The sequence below is a fragment of the Thermoanaerobacterium sp. CMT5567-10 genome (assembly GCF_030534315.2).
Classification (GTDB): domain Bacteria; phylum Bacillota; class Thermoanaerobacteria; order Thermoanaerobacterales; family Thermoanaerobacteraceae; genus Thermoanaerobacterium.
The window spans coordinates 2,152,428-2,170,531 of the sequence record NZ_CP130558.2; the positions used below are offsets into that span (position 1 = coordinate 2,152,428).

Annotated in this window: 14 protein-coding genes; all 14 read left to right on the forward strand. The window is 34.0% G+C overall.

Translation table 11 applies throughout. From position 1 onward, the window contains the following. The first annotated feature begins 267 nt into the window (after nt 1-267). On the forward strand, nt 268-2,970 hold the full coding sequence (locus Q2T46_RS10865) for a sigma 54-interacting transcriptional regulator (protein ID WP_303265460.1): 2,703 nt from the start codon (nt 268-270) through the stop codon (nt 2,968-2,970). Nucleotides 2,971-3,187: 217 nt separating this feature from the next. Continuing rightward, nucleotides 3,188-3,517, forward strand: coding sequence for a PTS lactose/cellobiose transporter subunit IIA (locus Q2T46_RS10870; protein WP_303265459.1), 330 nt, complete (start codon nt 3,188-3,190; stop codon nt 3,515-3,517). 88 nt (nt 3,518-3,605) lie between these two features. Continuing rightward, a complete protein-coding gene (locus Q2T46_RS10875) occupies nt 3,606-3,905 on the forward strand; it encodes a PTS sugar transporter subunit IIB (protein ID WP_096230757.1) in 300 nt (99 codons plus the stop codon). A 246-nt stretch (nt 3,906-4,151) separates the two neighbouring features. Then, nucleotides 4,152-5,465 carry a PTS transporter subunit EIIC gene (locus Q2T46_RS10880; RefSeq protein ID WP_303265458.1) on the forward strand — a complete coding sequence of 438 codons (1,314 nt, stop codon included), beginning with the start codon at nt 4,152-4,154 and terminating at the stop codon, nt 5,463-5,465. Nucleotides 5,466-5,534: 69 nt separating this feature from the next. After that, nucleotides 5,535-7,013, forward strand: coding sequence for a family 1 glycosylhydrolase (locus Q2T46_RS10885; protein ID WP_303265457.1), 1,479 nt, complete (start codon nt 5,535-5,537; stop codon nt 7,011-7,013). A gap of 48 nt (nt 7,014-7,061) precedes the next feature. Next, a complete protein-coding gene (locus Q2T46_RS10890) occupies nt 7,062-8,471 on the forward strand; it encodes a glycoside hydrolase family 1 protein (protein WP_303265456.1) in 1,410 nt (469 codons plus the stop codon). Nucleotides 8,472-8,853: 382 nt separating this feature from the next. Beyond that, the gene (locus Q2T46_RS10895; RefSeq protein WP_303265455.1) at nt 8,854-9,696 is read left to right on the forward strand and encodes a MurR/RpiR family transcriptional regulator; all 843 of its coding nucleotides are present in this window, start codon (nt 8,854-8,856) and stop codon (nt 9,694-9,696) included. Between the two features lie 11 nt (nt 9,697-9,707). Then, nucleotides 9,708-10,190, forward strand: coding sequence for a PTS glucose transporter subunit IIA (locus Q2T46_RS10900; RefSeq protein ID WP_303265454.1), 483 nt, complete (start codon nt 9,708-9,710; stop codon nt 10,188-10,190). A gap of 120 nt (nt 10,191-10,310) precedes the next feature. Then, nucleotides 10,311-11,684: a PTS transporter subunit EIIC gene (locus Q2T46_RS10905; RefSeq protein WP_303265453.1), complete on the forward strand. Its 1,374-nt coding sequence runs from the start codon at nt 10,311-10,313 to the stop codon at nt 11,682-11,684. Nucleotides 11,685-11,723: 39 nt separating this feature from the next. After that, a complete protein-coding gene (locus Q2T46_RS10910; protein ID WP_303265452.1) occupies nt 11,724-12,806 on the forward strand; it encodes a DUF871 domain-containing protein in 1,083 nt (360 codons plus the stop codon). 4 nt (nt 12,807-12,810) lie between these two features. Next, complete coding sequence (gene murQ / locus Q2T46_RS10915; RefSeq protein WP_303265451.1) at nt 12,811-13,722, forward strand: N-acetylmuramic acid 6-phosphate etherase; 912 nt, start codon at nt 12,811-12,813, stop codon at nt 13,720-13,722. Between the two features lie 377 nt (nt 13,723-14,099). Further along, entirely contained in the window at nt 14,100-16,154 is a 2,055-nt protein-coding gene (locus tag Q2T46_RS10920) for a 5'-nucleotidase C-terminal domain-containing protein (RefSeq protein ID WP_303265450.1), read from the forward strand. 156 nt (nt 16,155-16,310) lie between these two features. Then, entirely contained in the window at nt 16,311-17,282 is a 972-nt protein-coding gene (gene dusB, locus Q2T46_RS10925) for a tRNA dihydrouridine synthase DusB (protein WP_303265449.1), read from the forward strand. A 31-nt stretch (nt 17,283-17,313) separates the two neighbouring features. Then, nucleotides 17,314-18,072: a TSUP family transporter gene (locus Q2T46_RS10930; protein WP_303265448.1), complete on the forward strand. Its 759-nt coding sequence runs from the start codon at nt 17,314-17,316 to the stop codon at nt 18,070-18,072. The last annotated feature ends 32 nt before the right edge of the window (nt 18,073-18,104 follow it).

An 18,104-nucleotide genomic window follows, 5' to 3' on the forward strand; every position in this document is an offset into this window, starting at 1 on the left:
AGCATCTATGTATATGTTTTGCATAAAAAAGAATTTTATAAAATCAACATATTTAAAATTTTAATTTGTACTTCAGTTGAGGTAATGTTTAGATTAGAAATACAATGATATCCAAAGCAATATGAAATATTCAATCTGAATGAATCCATACTTTAAACTGGAGGGATATAAGTGGCGTACAAAATGCATTATTTGAAGAATATAAAAATTAAAGTGTTTTGATGTGTATTATAATATGATATAATAACCTCGTAGGAGGTATTTTTTATGAAAAGGATTGATAAAGTTTACGAGAAACTCAGGGATATCTGCTTGAAACAGTTAAAGAATGACGGTAAGATATCAGGATGCTCGGCAATAGATTTAGCAAAAGAACTCAGCATTCACAGGTCAAATGCTTCCAGCGATTTAAACAAATTATTTAAAGACGGGAAAGTCAGTAAAATTGAAGGGAAACCTGTCTTATACTGCATAAAATCAGATGAGTTAAATAAAAATATTAATCCAATTGAGACAGATGCTTTTAGTAGAGTCATAGGCTCAAATTTAAGCTTAAAAAATGCAGTACAGCAGGCAAAAGCAGCAATTATGTATCCACCACATGGCCTTCATACTCTTTTATTGGGAGAAACAGGTACAGGCAAATCAATGCTTGCAGAGACAATGTATGAATACGCTAAAGAGATAGGAAGGCTTAAGACAAATGCACCGTTTATAACGTTTAATTGCGCAGATTATGCAAATAACCCACAGCTTCTTATGGCACAGCTTTTTGGAGTGAAAAAAGGGGCGTACACTGGTGCAGATAGAGACAAAGTTGGAATAGTAGAAAAAGCGGATAAAGGGATATTATTTCTTGATGAAGTCCATAGGCTGCCACCAGAAGGTCAAGAAATGCTTTTTTACCTGATGGACAAAGGAATGTTTAGACACTTGGGTGAAACAGATGCACAGCATAAGGTGGATGTGCTTATAATATGTGCCACAACAGAGAATGTAGAATCAATTCTCCTTAAAACTTTTACTCGACGCATTCCAATGGTGATAAATTTACCATCTTTAAAAGAAAGAAGTTACGAAGAAAGATTCGAAATAATAAAAAATTTTATGATAGATGAGGCATCCGTTATCAAAAATGACATATTTATCACATCAAATGCAATGAAGGCATTTCTTCTTTATGATTGCCCTAATAACATCGGTCAGCTAAAAAGTGATATAAAGCTTTGTGCAGCAAAGGCATACCTAGGATTCATGATGAATAGGGATAAAGAAGTTGTAATACACACAGAGGATCTTCCACAGTATATAAAGAGGGGACTTTTTAAGTATAAAGAAGAAAAAGATAAAATTGATAAATTCATTAAAGATGATAAGATAAGATTTTCGACAGATAAAAACGACATCATTTCATCAGAGGGCAGCAAAGCGTTTAATTTTTATGAGGCGTTGGAAGAGAAAAGAAGGTCTTTAGAAGAAAAGGGCATAAGTGAAAAGGATATAAAGCTTATTATGAGTCTCGATATTGAAACATATTTAAAAAGATATATTAACGAAGCAAAAAGATATAATTTGGAAGAGCTTTATAAAGTTGTCGACAAGAGAATTGTCGATATTGTGGATAATTTTCTGAATCATGCAAGAAAAATATTAAAGAGGGAGTTTAGTGAAAAGACACTGTACGGACTTTCTATGCATGTTGCAAGCTCTATTGAGAGGATATTAAGTGGAAAGAAAATAGAAAATCATCAATTAGATGATATAAAAAGGATATACAAAGATGAGTTTGAAGTTTCTAAAGAGCTTAAAAAATTGATAGAGAGAGAATTTGATATAGAGGTTCCAGAAGATGAAGTAGGCTTCATAACCATGTTCTTGTGTCTTGATATTAAACAAGAAAAAGACGAAGAAAAAGTTAGCGTTATAGTTGCTATGCACGGTGAATCAACAGCTACGTCTATTGCAGATGTTTCAAATAGATTGCTGGGAGAAAATTTTGTCGTAGGGTACAATATGCCACTTGACCAGAAACCTGAAATTGCACTTAATAACCTATGTGATTTAATTAAGAAGACAAATAAAGGGAAAGGCGTGCTGTTGTTAGTAGACATGGGCTCATTAGTATTCTTTGGTGATATGGTATACGAAAAAACAGGTATTCCAGTTAAGACAGTTGAAATGGCATCTACTCCTATGGTATTAGAGGCTGGAAGAAAAGCCTTATTAAATGCATCACTTGATGAAGTTTATGATTCTGCTTTAAATTTAAGTCCTTATATTGGAAGAATATATAAGGACAATTTTGAGATACAAAATGATTTTAAAAATGACGTCATAATAACTGCCTGCATTACAGGTGAAGGTACTGCATTAAAATTAAAATCCATCTTAGAAAAAAAACTTGATTTAAAATCAGCAGGAATTGATATCATACCTTTAAATATAGAGGATAAAAGAGAGTTTAAACGAAAGCTGCAAAATATAAAAACAGAGAAAAACGTATTAGCTGTAGTAAGCGCATTTGATCCAGGCGATGATACACTTAAATACATTTCAACTACTGATGTGTTTGACAATCGGAAATTAAGCTCTTTAAAGGCTATGATTGATTCAAGAGACGCACTGGACACCATAAACAACATGAAAGAGATAATCGCAGAAAACGTAGATATTGATGCTGATAAATACATCAAAGCTTTTAAAGAATTTTACCTAAACATCGCGGGAAACAAAGTAAGCCTCGACAACGACAAAATAATCGGGTTAATACTGCATCTGGCTTGTGCAATAGAACGTGTATTAAAAGGTGGAGAATTAATACGGATAAAAAATTGCAAATCAATCATAGAAAACAACGCATCAAAATACGAAATGATAAAAAACTCCATAAAACCTGTAAACGAAGCATTTAACGTGACTTTATCAGATGACGAATACGTCAGCATAATGATGATAGTTTTTTCACTTTAATACACATATGTGTATTGATTACGGTTACAAGCGATACACAATAATACACATTAATATTAATAAGTGAAAAGGCTTACTGATATTGCAATCACATACCTAATTTTAATTTGGCATGATTTTTGCATAAATAAAAAGCAAAGAAATCATTATTGAAATATTTGTAATAGTGATTTTGACTTAAGAAACATTACTTTTCTAAGAAAGCGAGGGATAATATATGGATGACGAAATCAGCTTGGTATCGATGACAATCATTGCAAACTCAGGAGATGCACGTTCTTTTGCATTTCAAGCATTAAAGGAAGCTAAAGCAGGAAATTTTGAGAAAGCGGAAGAATTATTATCTAAATCAGAAGAAGTAGCACATGTAGCTCACAAAGCGCAAACTGAGTTGCTATTTAAGGAGGCTAACGGCGAGAAACAAGAAATTAATGTATTGCTTGTGCATGCACAAGATCATTTTATGACAAGTATGCTTGCGTACGAACTTATTAAAGAAATTATATTCCTTTACAAAAAACTATATAGTTATGAAAAGGTAAAGTAATTAACTATTCAAAAATATCATGATAAATATGTTTATAGATGTCAAATGTTAAAAAAATTTGTAAGTTAGTAAAAAGGAGGAGAAAAGTATGAAAATTTTATTAGTATGCGCTGGCGGGATGTCGACAAGCATTTTAATGAAAAAGATGGAAAGTTATTGGAAGCAGGCTGGGGAAGAACTTGATATTAAAGCAGTAGGCTTGGGAGAGTATCAAGATGTATATCAAAATTATGATATAATTCTAGTTGGTCCTCAAGTGTCATATCGTTTACAAGAAATAAAGGAAAATACCGGTTTGCCATGTGCTGCAATTCCATCATTTGATTATGCTGTTGGAAACTGCCCTAATATTATGAAGTTAGCTAAAGACCTATATTCAAAAAAATAGATTAAATTTGAAGCAAAAAAAGAAAAAGACATGCACAATATAAAATTATCATAAAAAACGTAAAATGGTTATTAAAAGCTTGTTTTATAAGGATACCTCCTATGTCTCCTATGTGTTAATATAACACATTATATATTAAATGTCAAAATTGGAGGTTAATCCTTTATAAATATAGTAAAACCCGTGTTTAAATTATTATAGGGTTTTACAAATGCAAAAATAAATTATATGAAAAGGAGTGGTATAATGGAACATTTATTAGAAAGCAAATTTATGGTTAAACTTCAGGACTTTGGACAGAAGCTAGGGAAAAATAAGTTTTTAACTGCTCTTCAAGCAGCCATGATGTCGTTAATGGGTATCATCATGGTTGGCGCTATATTCCAAATTCTTTCTTCGGTAGGCAGTGAAAGCATGTTAAATCTTTTTAGTACAAAAAGCAAGATTTATTCAATTCTCTATCTGCCGTATCAATTTACAATGAATTCATTATCATTGTGGGTTGTTGCAATATTAGCATATAATTATGCTAAAAATTTAAAAATGAAATCACCTATAATGAATGCTGTTGATGCATTGGTAAGCTTTTTATTGGTAGCTGGTACTTTAATTACAAATAAACAAGGAATTACAGGAATTGACATGACTTATCTTGGTGCACAAGGTATGTTTGTAGGTTTTGCGGTTGTGTTTATATCTGTGCATATTGAAAAATTCTGTGCTGACAAAAATATTCGCATAAAAATGCCTGATGTAGTACCTCCATTCCTACAAGACGGTTTTGCATCAATTATACCATTGTTATTCAGTGTCATTTTCTTCTTATCAGTTTCTACAATTGTTTCTGTAGCTACTGGAGGGGCTTATAATGTGTGTTCTGGATTTATGAAAGTATTAGGAATTCCATTAAATGCTTTAACTTCACTTCCAGGTATGTTTATTCTTGGTATTTTTGCTGCATTATTATGGACTTTTGGAATTCATGGCACAATGATTGTTATTTCGATTATTTTACCTTTAATTATTCAAGCGGCAGCTTCAAATGCTGCATTACATCAAGCTGGCAAACCATTAGTATTTTATCCAGTCACATTATTTTTGACAATAGCTATTGCTGGTGGGACAGGCAACACTTTACCGCTTGTGTTAATGGGATTACGCTCTAAATCAGAACAAATTAAGGCGGTTTCAAAAATTGGTGCTGTTCCTGGATGGTTTGGAATTAATGAACCTGTTACATTTGGTATGCCGATCATGTACAATCCTATTCTTGCCATTCCTTATGTGTTAAATATCCCTGTTGTTATGTTTTGCACATATCTGGGATATAAATTTGGTTTCTTGCAACCCGCATGGATACCTATCACAGCTTTGCTTCCAATGGGATTTGGTTCATATTTATCGACATTAAGATGGCAAAATGCAATTTGGGATTATTTAATGTTAATTCCTTCAGCAATTGTTTGGTATCCGTTCTTTAAGATTTATGAAAGGCAATTAGTGGCAAAAGAAAAAGCTGCTGCTTTAGAAGAAGCAAAATATGAAAATATGAATAGTTAGAGAAAACTTTAAATAAAAGCACCAGCTCTGCTGGTGCTTTAGAATAAGAAATGATAGGAGGAATATATCATGGAAGGTTTTCCTAAGGATTTTTTATGGGGCGGTGCAACTGCTGCCAATCAATATGAAGGTGGATGGAATGAAGGAGGAAAAGGGGTTAACACGGCAGACGTCATGACAGCAGGTTCTATTACGGTTCCTCGTCGAGTGACTTATAAAAATGTAAAAACTGGTGAAACGGGTTCAGTGGTTGCATTTGGGAATGTACAATTTCCTAAAGATTGTATTCCTGCAGTTATTGATGGTGAATACTATCCAAGCCATGTTGCAAGTGACTTTTACCATCGATATAAAGAAGACATAGCATATATGGGCGAGATGGGCTTTAAGGCCTTTCGTTTAAGTATGAACTGGGCACGTATTTTCCCAAATGGTGATGATGCAGAGCCTAATAAAGAGGGTTTGAAATTTTATGATGCAGTTTTTGATGAATGTGCAAAATATGGTATTGAACCACTGGTAACATTATCACATTATGAGACACCAATTCAATTGACAATTAAATATGGAGGCTGGTCAAATAGAAAATGTATAGACTTTTTTGAAAACTATGCAAAGACAGTTTTTAAACATTATGAAGGAAAAGTTAAGTACTGGTTAACATTTAATGAAATAAATTGTATGGAGTTCGCTCCTTTTGTTGCAGGTGGATTGTCTGATCCGTCACCTCAAAACAAAGCACAAGCAGCTCACAATCAATTTGTTGCAAGTGCAAAGGCTGTGAAAGCTGCACATGAAATTAATAAGAATATAAAAGTTGGACAAATGCTGGCGTATCAGCCAATTTATGCCTATACATGTGATCCTAATGATCAATTAAAGGTTATGGAAATGACTCAGGCAACATTATTTTATTCAGATGTACAGACAGGCGGACATTATCCAGCTTATCGGTTGAAAAAATATGAAAGAGAAGGTATTGTACTGGATACAGAACCTGAAGATTTTGAGCTTATTGAAAAGTATACAGCCGATTTTTTAAGTTTCTCTTGTTATGGTTCAACTACAGTTACAACACATGAAGATGCTGTTAAAAGCGGCGGTAATTTTATGATGGGAGTAAAAAACCCATATTTAGAGACAAATGCATGGGGATGGGCTACTGATCCAGCATGTTTAAGAATTGCATTAAATACTTTATATGATCGTTACCATAAACCTTTATGGATTGTAGAAAATGGCATTGGATGGGATGATAAAAAAGAGAAAGATGGAAGCATACATGATACTTACCGTATCGATTATTTGCGCAAAAATATTAAATCAATGAGAGACGCTATAAATATTGATGGCGTTGATTTGATGGGATATACGATGTGGGGATGTATTGATTTGGTTTCTGCTGGAACTGGAGAAATGAAGAAACGGTATGGATTTGTTTATGTTGATCGTGATGATTTGGGAAATGGAACATTGGAAAGAAGCAAGAAAGATAGTTTCTATTGGTACAAAAAGGTGATTGAAACAAATGGGGAAGATTTAGATTAATTGGAAAAGCTGATTATTGTATATTTATATTGAGAAAGGAGATTTACAATGATCCATTCAAAATTAAAATCATTTCCAAAAGGGTTTTTATGGGGAGCATCCACATCAGCGTATCAAGTAGAAGGGGCATGGGATGAAGACGGGAAAGGACCATCTGTCATTGATATGGGAAAGTATCCTGAAGGAACATCAGATTTTAAAGTAGCAAGTGATCATTATCATCGATATAAAGAAGATATAGCTTTATTTGCAGAAATGGGTCTTAAAGCTTATCGCTTTTCTATTGCATGGACAAGAATTTATCCGAAAGGCACAGGGGAAATAAATGAAAAAGGTATTGCCTTTTATAACGATTTAATAAATGAATTGCTGTCACATAATATTGAACCTATTGTCACAATGTATCACTTTGATCTACCTTATGCATTGCAAGAAAAGGGTGGTTGGTCAAATAGAGATACGATAGATGCTTATGAAAACTATGCTAAAACTTTATTTAAATATTTTGGCGATCGCGTGAAATATTGGTTAACAATTAATGAACAAAATATGATGATTTTATACGGAGCAGTTCTTGGAACTGTTGATTCTAAAATAGAAAATCCACAAAAAGAATTGTATCAGCAAAACCACCATATGCTTTTGGCCCAGGCAAAAGCGATGAAACTATGCCATGAGATGTGTCCAAATGCAAAAATTGGTCCTGCGCCAAATATCATATCAATCTATCCGGCTAGCTCTAAGCCTGAAGATGTAATTGCTGCTTCAAACTTCTCGTCAATCCGCAACTGGCTGTACTTAGATGCAGCTGTATTTGGGCGATACAATAGTATAGCATGGAGCTACTTGGAGGAGAAAGGATATACACCTGTCATTCAAGAAGGAGATATGGAAATCTTAAAGAGTGGGAAGCCTGACTTTATCGCATTTAACTATTATTCAACATCAACTGTAGCTGAAATCAAGAACGACTCATCTGATAAGAATTCAACGGGAGATCAGCAAATTGCAATTGGAGAACCTGGAGTATACAGAGGAGTTTCTAATCCTTATTTAGAAAAAACACAATTTGGCTGGGAAATCGATCCTATAGGTTTTCGCAGTACATTGCGTGAATTAAATGAAAGATATAATTTACCTTTATTGGTAACAGAGAATGGATTAGGTGCTTATGACAAATTAGAGGAAGGCGATGAAGTAAATGATGATTACAGGATTGATTTTTTACGCAAACATATAGAACAAGCTAAGCTGGCGATAACTGATGGTGTAAACTTAATAGGATATTGTCCTTGGTCAGCAATTGACCTTGTCAGCACACATCAAGGTATAAGCAAGCGTTATGGTTTTATCTATGTCAATAGAGACGAATTTGATTTAAAGGACTTAAGAAGGATAAAGAAGAAGAGCTTTTACTGGTACAAAGATGTTATAGAATCTAATGGAGATAAGCTATAATTAATTGACTTTTGATTTTATGACGAGCATATATAAATTTTTCCACGTTTATTACTATTAAGGTTTTAAAATAACATGCATTTATGATACAAATACAACAATACATCCGCTTGTACCATCTGCGACAGTGGCAAAAAAAATTCTGGATGATATAATTGATGAAAATAAAGATTTTCTGCCGCAATATAAATGAAATTAAGTAAATTTTAAGCCGGAATTTCCGGCTTCTTTTTTTTATATATGCTATGTAACAATTCTATTAAGAAATTTAATTTACACTTTAAAATATTACATGAAACTAAATTACAAAATAATAAAAAACACTTGAAATTTTATTTCATATGTAATATAATTATGAATAGAAAGAGGTGAAAACATTAACATGGCAGGAGATATAGAAAAAATTAAAGCAGTTATAAATAATTTAAAACCGTCGGAAAAGAAGGTTGCCGAATATATAATTAAAAATGCTGATAAGATTTCGGATTTGTCAATAGGAGAACTTGCAAAAAACAGCAGTACAAGTGAAGCAAGCGTTGTTAGATTTTGCAAGAGCCTTGGGTACAGAGGCTATCAAGACTTAAAAATAAAGATTTCTGCAGATTATACGTATAGAACAAAAAGCATTCAAGGTTTTGTAAATATAAATGATGATATAAATGCTATTGTTGTTAAAATATCCAAAAATAATATGCAATCAATAGAAAAAACAATGGATATGCTTGATAGAAATGAAATGGAAAAAGCTGCTAATGCTATATTAAATGCGAATAAAATAGATATTTATGGTGTTGGGGCATCCGCAATTGTAGCACAAGATATGCTACAGAAATTTATGAGGATAAATAAATCATGTACGGCATACAGTGATTCGCATATGCAGCTTGCATCTGCAGCCAACATTAGTGATGGTGATGTCGCAATAGGTATTTCATATTCCGGACAAACAGCTGATACTGTCGATGCTCTAAGGATAGCAAAAAATTCGGGAGCTACAACAATTTGTATAACAAGATTCGGCAATTCGCCTATAACAGAGGTTTCGGATATAAAACTCTTTGTATATTCTACAGAAGCAATTTTTAGAAGTGGTGCGATGGCGTCACGGATAGCACAACTCAATGTGATAGATATATTATTTTCTATAATAGCATGTAAAAAATATGAAGATATAATAAAATATTTAGAAAATACAAGCGAAGCCGTTTCATCAAGAAAATATTGAAGGAGGACCATATGTTTAATATATTCAAAAAGAATTGCAAGAAACTATTAATAAAGGCTCCAGTTGATGGTGACATAGTAGATATAGCACAAGTTCCAGATGAAGTATTTGCCCAAAAGCTTGTGGGTGATGGTGTGGCAGTAAATCCTAAATCAGATATTTTTGTATCTCCTGTTAATGGCGTTATAACAACTGTGTTTCCGACTAAGCATGCAATAGGTATTAAAACTTTAGATGGAATAGAGATAATGATTCATGTTGGTGTAGATACAGTAAAGCTAAATGGCGAAGGATTTACTACATTTATAAATGAAGGTGATAAAGTAAAAATCGGAGATAAATTGTTACAGATAAATATGGCGATTGTTAAGTCAAAAGCCAAATCACTTATATCGCCTATAATTATAACGAACATGGGAAAAATTAAAGAATTCAGAAAAATTATTGGCAAAGCAACTGCTGGAAAAACAGATATTATTGAGGCAGTTATTTAATTACTTAAACATGAAATAAATTTTCATAAATATGATATATTTATGAAATAATATAACATGAAAGGGGGATAGCTGATTAACAATCAATTTTTTACAAAATATAGAAAAGGAGGATGGAAAATGTCAAGAGAAAAAGACATAGCTGAAAGCATCATCAGGGAATTAGGCGGTAAAGAAAACATCATATCAATTACAAATTGCATGACGAGGTTAAGAGTGCTTGTAAAGGATTATGATAAGGTTAATATGGAATCACTTAGGAAAATTGACGGTGTTATTAAAGTTAACGAAGAAGGAGGAGAACTACAGGTTATTTTAGGACCTGGACTTGTATCTAAAGTTGCAGGTGAAGCATCTAAAAAAATTGGCGTAAAACTTGGAGACGCAAAGGAAATCAAGGCTGCAATCAGTGAAAAAAATAGAACGCCGTTTAAACTTCTCTTAAGAAGGATTGCAAGCATATTTATTCCTTTGATTCCTGGATTAATAGGCGGCGGATTGATACTTGGCATAACCAATGTTGCGACAAAGTTTAATTGGATAGCAGATAAGAATTTACTTGCTATGTTAAGCTTGTTTGGAAGTACAATTTTTACTTATATGGGTATTATGATAGGTATGAATACAGCCAAAGAATTTGGAGGTTCACCGACACTTGGTGGCATACTTGCAGGTATTATTTATAATCCTGTTTTGGCAGACATTAAAATTGGCGGTAGTGCTCTTGTTGTGGGTAGAGGCGGAATAATCTCTGTATTAATTGCAGCCGCATTTGCAAGCTGGCTTGAAAAAAATATTAGAAAAAGAATGCCGAATAGTATAGAATTACTTGCAACACCTTTGTTGACAATTTTAATAGCAGGTTTTGCGACACTTTATGTATTACAACCTTTGGGTGGATATATAGCTGATGCTATTGGCAAGGCAGTGACTGTTGCAATTGCTGGTAAAGCTGGTGTATTTACCGGATTTATACTTGCAGGAACTTTCTTACCATTAGTTATGACAGGTTTACACCAGGGTTTGACACCGATACACATGCAATTAATACAATCAACCGGTGTTACCATATTACTTCCGATCTTAGCAATGGCAGGTGCAGGTCAGGTTGGTGCAGCAATTGCGGTATACGTTAAAACAAAGAGCAAACAGCTTAAGAAGATTATAGAAGGTTCGATACTTGTTGGTATTCTTGGCATTGGTGAACCGTTGATTTATGGTGTTACATTACCTCTTGGAAGACCATTCATTGGAGCTTGTATTGGTGCAGCTTTTGGAGGCGCATTTGAGGCATTAAAAGTAGTTGGCGCAAGAGGTTTAGGTATATCCGGAATCCCTCTTGCTGCAATTATTGAACCAAACAAAATTATATATTATATCATCGGTTTGATTATATCATATATTGCGGGATTTATAGCAACGTTTTTACTAGGGTTTGAGGATCCTGCAGACGAAGAAGTAAAAGATACTCAACCATTTAGCTTTAATGCATAAATAAAAAGGGGCAGTTTGCCCCTTTTAGGAGATGATTATATGGATTTCGGAATTTCAGTATATACTTTAGAAGATTTTCCACATCAAAAAAATAAAGAATATATAAAGACTGCAAAAGACAATGGCATAAGCATGGTTTTTACATCGATGCATATGCCAGAGGTTGATTATGATAAAAAAATGAATGAGATTGAAGATTTAATAAATCATATTAAATTATTAAATATGAAGCTGACGATAGATATTTCACCTGTTACGATGAATATATTAAATTCATCACCAAATAATCTAAAACAATTTCATAATTTAGGAATAGATTGCTTAAGACTTGATTATGGATTTACAAATGATGAAATAGCTGAAATGACAAACAACGAGTTCGATATAAAAATAGAATTAAATGCAAGTACAATAACAAAAGAACAAATAGATGAATTAATAAGCCAAAAGGCTGATTTGAATAAATTAAGAACCTGTCATAACTTTTATCCCAAACCATATACGGGGCTTTCATATGAATTTTTTAAAGAAAAAACTACCATGATAAAAAATTACGGACTTAAAGTTTCGGCATTTATCCCATCTCTAAAAGGCAGAAGGGGTCCAATATATGAAGGATTACCGACTCTTGAAATTCATAGAAATATAAAACCTGATACGGCAGCAAGGCATTTAATCTATTCAGGAATAGATGACGTATACTTTGGAGATGCATATGCCACTGTAGATGAGATAAAAAATGTTACATCAATAGATAAGGATGTAATCGAATTAAAAATTAATTTAGTTGAAGATATTATGGATAATGAAAAAGATATAATTTTTAATCATGTCCATACAAATAGGCCTGATTCACCTGAATACATTGTAAGATCAGAGGAATCAAGAGGTTATGCAAATATAGGGAAAGAAATAAAAGCACACAACTGCGTTGAGAGAAAAAAATATTGTGTAACAATAGATAATGAAAATTTCAAAAGGTATTCTGGAGAGCTTAATATCTGCATGGTTGATTTACCTAAAGATGAAAGGGTAAATGTAGTAGGATATATACCTGAAGAAGAGCACATTCTGGCAGATTTAATCAAACCGGGTACGAAATTCAGATTTAGAAAGGGCTGATACTATGAACTTAGAAAAACTTATAACTGAAGGAAGAAATCCAGATACTCTGGACATTGATAAATTAAGCACTGAAGATATGTTAAGAAAAATAAACGATGAAGACAAAAAAGTTCCGTTAGCTGTAGAAAAGGAAATTCCTAATATAGCAAAAGCTGTGGACATTGCAGCAGAAAGGTTAAAAAAAGGCGGCAGGCTTATTTACTTAGGCGCGGGTACAAGCGGAAGGCTTGGAATATTAGATGCGTCAGAATGTCCTCCAACATATGGAACAGATCCTGAAATGATACAGGGAATTATTGCAGGAGGAGATACGGCTATAAGAAAAGCAGTGGAAGGCGCCGAAGATAACAGTGAATTAGGCAAACGGGACTTAATCGAAAGGAATTTATCAAGCAAGGATATTGTTGTAGGCATTGCTGCCAGCGGCAGAACACCTTATGTATTAGGAGCCCTTCAATATTCTAAAGAAATCGGAGCATCTACAATAGGCATATCATGTAATCTCAACTGTGAGATGAAAAAGTTAGTTGATGTAATGATAGTGCCTGTTGTTGGTCCTGAAGTGATAATGGGGTCTACAAGAATGAAGGCAGGAACTGCCCAGAAACTTGTATTAAATATGATATCTACAGGTGTTATGATAAAGCTTGGCAAAGTATACAGCAACCTAATGATTGATGTACAGGCTACAAACGAAAAATTAGTTCACAGGGCAAGAAGGATAGTTAAACTTGCAACGGGAGCTGATGATGTTATTATAGAACAGAAATTAAGCGAGACTGATTATAACGTCAAACTAACAATATTGATGATCCTGACGGGACTTGAAAAGTATGAAGCCCAAAAGCTTTTAAATAGATCAGAAGGCTATATTGAGAAGGCATTGAAGTGTTATAATTTAGTGAAAGTATAGATTTTTTAAGAAATCCCTTTATATTAAAGAGGGATTTCTTGTTATAAATTCAAAAATGCTAAAAATTGCTGTAAAAATATAAAAAAATCAGGAAATAATTATTAACTATCGCTAAGTCGCTTATTTTGTCTAATATCATGTTTTAAAAATCATAAAAGAGTTTTATATAATTATTTTAGGACTTGTCTGACATCTGATGTATAATAATAGTTTACACAAAATTAATAATTACATAACTTCAAGTTAACATCAATGCTATATACTTATTCTAAATCTAAAAATCCCATTTTTGTACTGAAAGTCTTGAGTAAATCCGGAGGTGATAACTAAATTAATTATTATCAAATGGATAAAATATTTTTAAGAGGAGGATTTAAATGTTTAGAAGGTCTAGGATAACTGGTATTTTTGTTACAGCATTGATGATATTTAGTATGTTTTTTACCTACATACCACAAGCAGTATTTGCTGCAACACCGAAAACATTTGATTTCGTAGAAGTCACTGATTTCCACGGATACCTGCAAAGCGCCGAGAAATTAAGCGATGGTACGGCAATAACGCAACAGATAGGCGGAGTACTTGCAAAACAGATAAAGGACATGAAAGCAGCAAATCCTAATACGGTTATACTGTCAGGCGGAGATATGTTCCAGGGAACGCCGATGTCCAATGTTTTAAAAGGACAGCCGGTCATTGACATGATGAAAAATATCGGCTTTGACGCAATGGCACTTGGAAACCATGAGTATGACTGGGGAATCGACTCAGTAATTGATACACAAAATGCAACATTGAAAAATTCTACAATTCCGGTTCTTGCGGCAAATGTTTATGACAAAACAACTGGTAAACCTGTAAGCTATACAAAGCCCTATGTAATTATTGAAAGAGACGGAGTAAAAATTGGCATAATAGGTATTGTAGATAACAAAGAATTTCCTGATATAATAATGCCTGCATATATACAAAATGTTGATTTTAAAGATCCTGTGCCAGTTGTAAATCAGCTTGCAACGGATTTGAGAGGACAGGGTGCACAGATAGTTATTGTTTTAGCACATATGGGCGCGAATCAGGATAAAACTACAGATGCTATAACAGGTAACCTTATAGATTTTGCTAAGCAGGTAAAAGGTGTAGATGCGATATTCGGCGGACATACACACACAATAATTAAGACAAAGGTAAATGGTATTCCTGTTGGTGTAGCAGGAAGCTATGGCAACGGATTTATTGACCTGAAGATAACATTAAATGCTGACGGTACTGTTACAGCCGGAGATATGAAATACAATAACAATATTCCTTTATACCAGACGGCAAACCCTGTAGTTGACGCTGAAGTTCAGTCTATAGTTGATAAAGCAAATAAAGATGTAGGGCCTATATTTAATGAAGTAATAGGTCAAGCTGCAATTGATTTAACAAGAGCTCAAAGTGCACAGCCTTATGGAGATTCTATTCTTGGCAACTGGGCGGCTCAGGTAACAAAAGATGCGGTAGGGGCAGACTTTGGCTTTGCTAACAATGGTGGATTAAGAATTGACATTCCAAAGGGCAATATAACAGTTGGAACGATATATCAATTGATGCCTTTTGACAATACAATAGCTACAATGAAAATGACTGGTGCCCAGATAAAGATTGTTCTTGAGCAGGCTGTTCAGGATGGTGGCAAAGGCATACAGGTGGCAGGGCTTTCATTCAAATATGACCCATCTATGCCTTCCATGCAGAGAGTATTTGACATGAAAAAATCTGACGGCACACCAATAGACATGAATGCATCATATCTTGTTGCAACGAATAACTTCATGGGTACTGGCGGCGACGGGTTTAAAGGGTTTACAGACCCTGATGTTGCAAAGAGTTATATTGACACATATAAGCTCGTAAGAGATGCCTTTATAGAAGCAGTTAAGAATCAAAAAACTGTAACGGCTAAGATTGATAATAGAATTGCACCGGCATCACAAAATTTATTTGGCGAGATGGTGCCGACACCAGCACCTGCGCCAACCCCAACACCTCAATACGATTATGGAATAGTAACTGTATCTGCACTTAATGTAAGAGCAGGTGCAAGTACCTCAAGCAAAGTTATAGGAGTACTCCATGCAGGAAATATTGTAAACTTGATTAGTGAATCGAATGGTTGGTATCAGATTGACTACAATGGTAAGACAGGATACGTATATGGTAAATACGTAGCAGTGACATCTAATCTGTCAAATATAACTGTGCTTAAGACTGTAAAAGTTACTGCTAGAAGTGGATTAAATGTAAGAGTGAATAGTTCAACTGCTGCAAGAAAGATAGGGGCAGTACCGTATGGCGCAGAATTAAAAGTAGTCGGTGAGTATAATGGGTGGTATCAGATACAGTATAACGGTGGATATGGGTTTGTTTATGCAAAATATACAAAATGAAAGACTGTAATAACCTTATAAAGGAGAGCTGGCAAAGCGCAGCTTTCCTTTTTTAGTATAAGTAATAGTTGGATAGAGGCAAATATAATGATAGAATAATAAGTGATTGAAAAATGTATAGTGTTGACCATGATATATGAACTTAAATAGAAGGGAATGAAAGCAAGCTTGTACATTGGCGATGTAGAAATCAAAAATAATGTGTTTTTGGCTCCTATGGCAGGTGTTACAGATAAACCATATAGACGCATATGCAAAGATATGGGCTGTGGTTTTGCATACACTGAAATGGTCAGTGCTAAGGGTCTTTATTATGGGAGTGAAAATACAGAATCTCTTACAGACATAGATGATGACGAAAATGTGGCACTGCAGATATTTGGCTCTGATCCTTATATAATGGGTGAAATTGCAAAGAGATTAAATACATCAAATGCAAAGACAATAGATATAAACATGGGATGCCCAACTCCGAAAATAGTAAAAAATGGTGATGGCTCAGCTTTAATGATGCATCCTGATGTGGCAGAAAGCGTGATTAAAGCAGTAGTGAAAAACTCTATTAAGCCTGTCACTATAAAAATAAGAAAAGGATGGGACGATGATCACATAAATGCTGTGGAGATTGCTAAAATGGCTGAAAGCTGCGGCGTAAAAGCGGTTGCGATACACGGCAGGACGAGAGAACAGTTTTACTCAGGTCGCGCCGACTGGGATATTATAAAGAAAGTGAAAGATAATCTAAAAATACCTGTAATAGGCAATGGAGATATATTTACACCGGAAGATGCAAAAAGGATGATAGATGAGACGGGATGTGACGCGGTGATGGTTGGCAGAGGGGCAGAAGGGAATCCGTGGATTTTTAAAAGGATTCTTCACTATCTAAATACAGGTGAAATTCTGCCAGAGCCTACCGTAAGCGAAAAAATTGACATGATCTTAAAGCACCTTGACATGATGATAGATTACAAAGGAGAACATGTTGGAATATTGGAGATGAGAAAGCATATAGCATGGTATCTAAAAGGTATCCGCGGAGCATCTAAGATAAAGCAAATGGTATTTACGATGTCTAACTATAAAGAGGTTAAAGACCTGTTACTTAGTGTTAAAAGTTTTACATAGAATCAAGTCATATAATTTGGAGGAAGATATCTTGTCATTAGAATATATACTATCATTATGTGTAATAGGATTTGTTGCTGCATTTATTGATTCTATAGCAGGTGGGGGAGGCATAATAAGCCTTCCAGGGCTTATGGTTTTAGGCGTGCCTCCTGCATATGCTCTTGGGACCAATAAATTCGCATCAACGTGTGCGTCTTTTACAAGTTCTATGACTTTCATAAAATACAAAGTATATGATATCAATTTATTGAAATACCTTGTTTTCGGGACATTAATAGGAGCAATTTTAGGTGTTAAGGCGGTTTTGTTATTAGATAGTTCAAAATTGAGAATCATCATAATAATATTAATGATATTTGTTGCAATATATACATTGTTATCGAAAAATGTTGGAAATGTAAATAATTTTAAAGGTGTTTATAAAAAGACGATAGTAATTGGACTTATTATATCTATAGTTTTGGGTTTCTATGATGGCTTTTTTGGACCTGGCACAGGCTCTTTTTACATTTTTTTGTTTATAATATTATTGGGGTATGACTTCAGAATAAGTGCTGGGAATGGAAAGATACTTAATTTTGTAAGCAATGTTACATCATTGGTCCTATTTGCTATAAGCAGTAAGATAATTTATTCTGCAGCAATTCCTATGGCAATAGCTATGATAATTGGTGCCAGATTTGGTACGAAAGTGGCAATAAAAAGTGGCGCTAAGTTAATACGACCTATACTAGTATGTGTTACTATAGCATATGCTATTAAAATGGCATTTGATATTATAAAATGAGACATACACAAAACCCTTCTACAGTAGCATAG